The sequence below is a fragment of the Amycolatopsis sp. NPDC059021 genome, assembly GCF_042739895.1.
Taxonomy (GTDB): Bacteria; Actinomycetota; Actinomycetes; order Mycobacteriales; family Pseudonocardiaceae; genus Amycolatopsis.
Genome location: NZ_JBHYIQ010000015.1, coordinates 89,277 through 92,903, shown reverse-complemented (window position 1 = coordinate 92,903; position 3,627 = coordinate 89,277). Strand labels below are relative to the sequence as shown.

The 3,627-nt window shown below is 69.9% G+C and carries 5 protein-coding genes; 2 read left to right on the top strand and 3 right to left on the bottom strand.

The annotated features are described in order from the left end of the window. Nucleotides 1-243 precede the first annotated feature (243 nt). The gene (locus ACFWX1_RS11900; protein ID WP_378325124.1) at nucleotides 244-528 is read left to right on the top strand and encodes a hypothetical protein; all 285 of its coding nucleotides are present in this window, start codon (nucleotides 244-246) and stop codon (nucleotides 526-528) included. Here ACFWX1_RS11900 and ACFWX1_RS11895 read toward each other — a convergent pair. Next, on the bottom strand, nucleotides 495-1,082 hold the full coding sequence (locus tag ACFWX1_RS11895) for a TetR/AcrR family transcriptional regulator (RefSeq protein WP_378386417.1): 588 nt from the start codon (nucleotides 1,080-1,082) through the stop codon (nucleotides 495-497). The genes ACFWX1_RS11900 and ACFWX1_RS11895 overlap by 34 nt on opposite strands. Nucleotides 1,083-1,157: 75 nt before the next feature. On the opposite strand from ACFWX1_RS11895, the gene ACFWX1_RS11890 reads away from it, so the two are divergent. Continuing rightward, nucleotides 1,158-2,027: an oxidoreductase gene (locus ACFWX1_RS11890; RefSeq protein ID WP_378386416.1), complete on the top strand. Its 870-nt coding sequence runs from the start codon at nucleotides 1,158-1,160 to the stop codon at nucleotides 2,025-2,027. Between the two features lie 30 nt (nucleotides 2,028-2,057). Here the strand turns inward: ACFWX1_RS11890 and ACFWX1_RS11885 are convergent, their stop codons facing one another. Then, nucleotides 2,058-3,086 carry an alpha/beta hydrolase-fold protein gene (locus tag ACFWX1_RS11885; RefSeq protein ID WP_378386414.1) on the bottom strand — a complete coding sequence of 343 codons (1,029 nt, stop codon included), beginning with the start codon at nucleotides 3,084-3,086 and terminating at the stop codon, nucleotides 2,058-2,060. A 135-nt stretch (nucleotides 3,087-3,221) separates the two neighbouring features. Next, a complete protein-coding gene (locus ACFWX1_RS11880) occupies nucleotides 3,222-3,518 on the bottom strand; it encodes a hypothetical protein (RefSeq protein ID WP_378386412.1) in 297 nt (98 codons plus the stop codon). Nucleotides 3,519-3,627: the final 109 nt, after the last annotated feature.

Sequence of the window (3,627 nt, the reverse complement as noted above, 5' to 3'; positions counted from 1 at the left end):
GCGGGGGGGCGGGGGGGTGGTGATATGGTTTTTATCGCGCACCCGGGGGGGGGGCTGGGGGGGGGGTCCCGCGCGCGGCGGGGCGCGGCATGCCGGGCCGGGTTATCCCCCGGGGCCCTTGCGGGCCCCCCCCCGGAACCGGGCCCGTTCTCTGTGCGTGCCGTCGCGCGATGAGGTCAGTTTTCCCGTCCTGGCAAGGGAAACAGCCTGCTTGACTCGGTGGTGAACCGGGAAGGAGGCGCGATGCGCGAGTACTGGCCGCAGATCCGGCTGTGGCTGCTGGGCCTTGGCTGTCTCGCCCTGCTGGTCCTCGGCATCCTGTCGCTGACGTCGTCGGACGACGGTGTGACCTGCGGCGGCAAGACGATGCACGTGGGAGACCGGTGCGCCTCCTCGGGTGTCACGCGGAGCAGGGACGAACAGGCGTCGGAGAATACCGGCCGCAACTGGATCTTCGTCGCGGTGGGCGGCCTGGGCACCCTCGGTTTCGCGGCCTACGGCGTCTTGGCGCTCAGGCGCCGGGTCTGACCGCTCAACGCGCCTTCGACGAGTTCCAGCCAACGCTCCCGATCGGACTTCGCGGCCTCGACGCCCGGTGAGCTGTTCAGCAGCAGGATCACGTCGTCGACCGTGAGGTCGGGCCGGACGGTTCGTGCCTGATGCGCCATGGCGATCATGCGCTCGACGGACTCCCTCGCCTGCTCTCGCATCGCCTGGAACGGATCCGGCGCCACCTCGGAAAGTGCGGCGCGGAGGAGCCGTTCGTGTCCCATTTCGACGACCACCCGCCGGATCAGGGCCACGATTTCGTCGAGGGCGGTGCTGTGGCCGTCGGCGATCCTGAGCACGGCGGCGTCGAGCGTCTCGGCGATCGCGGTTCCGAGATCCTCCGCGATGGTCCGGATCAGGTCCTGTTTGGCCGGGAAATGGCGATAGAGCGTGCCGACCGCGACGCCCGCCTTCGCCGCGATGTCGTCCATCCCCGCGTCCGAGCCGTGCGCCACGAAGATCGTCCGCGCGGCTTCGAGGATCGCCTCCCGGTTGCGTACCGCGTCCGCCCGTAAGCCCGTTCGCCTGGCCATGCCACCCCTTGCCGAGAAGATGAACTGCTGGTTCACTATAAAACATGAACGAGTGGTTCAGGTTAGGGGGCGATCATGGGTGACTGGACCGAGGCGGACATGCCCGGCCAGCAAGGCCGCGTCGCCGTGATCACCGGTGCCAACACCGGGATCGGCTTCGAGACGGCCCGTGCGCTGGCGCGGCGAGGCGCGCGTGTCGTGCTCGCCTGTCGCGATGTGGACAAGGCGAAGGAGGCGGCCGGGCGGATCGGCCAGGACGTGGACGTGGTGCGCCTGGACCTGGCGGCGCTGGCGTCCGTGCGAGCGGCAGCCGAGGAGCTGGCGGCGCGCTACGAGCGGATCGACCTGCTGATCAACAACGCCGGGGTGACCGGCCTGACCGGACGTACCGAGGACGGCTTCGAGATCCAGTTCGGGGTCAACCATCTCGGCCACTTCGCGCTGACGGGCCTGCTCCTCCATCGGATGGTGCCGGTGCCGGGCTCACGGGTGGTCACGGTCAGCAGCATCGGGCACCGCTTCGGCCGGGTGGATCCGGACGATCTGCGTTCCGCAGGCACCTATGCCGGGTCGAAGCTGGCCAATCTGCTGTTCACCCACGAACTGAACCGGAGGCTGCGCGACGCGAATACCGTCGCCCTGGCCGCCCACCCCGGCGGCGCGAGTACCGAGATCTTCCGCTACTCCTCGCCGTGGTTCCGCGTGCCGAACCTCCTGATCGCCCGCGTTCTCGGGCGTACACCGGCGATGGGCGCGCTGCCCACGCTCCGGGCGGCCACGGATCCGCTCGCCGAGGGCGGGGAGTACTACGGCCCCGGCGGGTTGTTCGAGATCCGGGGATACCCGGAGCGGGTCGCCGCCAGTGCGCGTGCCCACGACGTCGTGGTGCAGCAACGTCTGTGGGAAGTCTCCAGTGAACTCACCGGAGTCGGCTATCCGGTGTGAAGCCGACGATTTCCCTTGTGCGGCAAGGAATCAGCGGGCAAGTCGCTCCGCCAGCCAGGCGAGCGAGAGCGGGTAGCGGTATTCGATGGCCGCGTGCCCGGCGTCGAAGAGTTCGAAGTGGACACGGTCGTCCGGCAGGCCGATCTTCGCGATCTCGGCGCGGAACGCCTCGGCGCCGAGATCGAGGTAGTACTCGTCCCGGGTACCCGCGTCGATCCACACCGCCCGCAACGACCGGACGGCCTCCGCGTACCGCGGCGCCATCCGCACCGGATCCCAGTCGAGCCAGCGCTGCCACTGTTCGGGGCGCGGCGCGCCGGTCAGCGCGTCGAACGGCAGTTCGGGCGTGCCGTCTTCGCGGGCGGAGAAGCAGGCAGCGACGCCGAGCAGGGACAGGAGCAGGGGATCTTCGGGCTTCGTGAACGCCGTGCGGGACTCGAAGTCGGCCCACCAGCGGGTGATGTCCTGGTCGTAGTCACGCAGGGCGCGAGCGGCCTTGCCGAAGTCGGCGAGATAGGACAGCTCGTAGAGGGTGTCGCCGGCGTGCGTGGCCAGCGCGCCGAAGACGTCCGGCCGCAGCATCGGGGTGATCATCGCGCCGAAGCCGCCTGAGGACTTGCCGGTGATCGCCCGCGATTCCCGGTCCGGGATCGTGCGGTAGCGCTCGTCCACCCACGGCACGACCTCGTCGCACAGGTACGAGTGGTACCGCCCGGTGCCCGGCGAATCGACGAACTGCGAACCGCCGTACCTGGTCCACGCGTCGACGTAGACCACGACGCATCCGGGCGCGGTGCCGCCGGCGAAAACGGCGTCGGCGGTCTCGGGGAACGGCTGGCGGAACGGCGTGCGGTTGGCCCACATCGCCAGGTGCCCGGTGTAGCCCTGGATGACGTACACGGTGGGATAGCGGACATCCGGGCTCGCGTCGTAGCCGGGCGGGACGTAGACCCACAACGGCCGTCGGTGCGGATCGCCGAGCGGGTTGTCCCGCAGCAGCGCGGAGTCGAGGACGTGCCGGTCGAGCCGGCCGGCGAGTTCGGCTTCCCAGGGCAGCATGGGGCCAGTCAAGCACGGACCCACGAGCATGCGCAGCCGACTTCCTTCGCGGATTTCCCGCTGGGGAAGGAAAAGCCGCCCGTCCCGCCGGTGGCGGTGGCCGCGCGTCCACCGCCACCGGCGAGAAACCGAGGATCAGCCGAGCGTGCGGGTCACGTCCTGGGCCGCGTTCTGATCGGGCGATCCCGTTTTCGTCGCGTCGAGCGACACGGCGACGACGGCCGTGTCCCCGGCCTTGTAATCCGCGGCCTCGTTTTCGTTGTCCACACTGAGAACGGCGGTGTGGCTGGTGCCGTCACACGTGGCGGCGGTGTCGTTGCTCGCGCCGAAGGCCGACGCGGTGGTGTCGTTGACATAGCCGACGAGCGTGCCGGTATACCCCGAGTCGCAGGTGTAGGTGACGCTTACGTTGACGGTGTCGTTGGCGGCCACGACGGCGCCGCTGATGCTCAGCGTCGCCGCCTCGGGGGGCGCCGCGGCGGGGGGGGGGGGCCAGGATCGGGGGGGGGGCGGGGGGGGGGGTGGTTGTGTGTGGTTTTTA

Coding starts and splice junctions, on each gene's coding strand:
- ACFWX1_RS11900 (WP_378325124.1), top strand. CDS start 244: ATGCGCGAGTACTGGCCGCAGATCCGGCTGTGGCTGCTGGGCCTTGGC.
- ACFWX1_RS11895 (WP_378386417.1), bottom strand. CDS start 1,082: ATGGCCAGGCGAACGGGCTTACGGGCGGACGCGGTACGCAACCGGGAG.
- ACFWX1_RS11890 (WP_378386416.1), top strand. CDS start 1,158: ATGGGTGACTGGACCGAGGCGGACATGCCCGGCCAGCAAGGCCGCGTC.
- ACFWX1_RS11885 (WP_378386414.1), bottom strand. CDS start 3,086: ATGCTGCCCTGGGAAGCCGAACTCGCCGGCCGGCTCGACCGGCACGTC.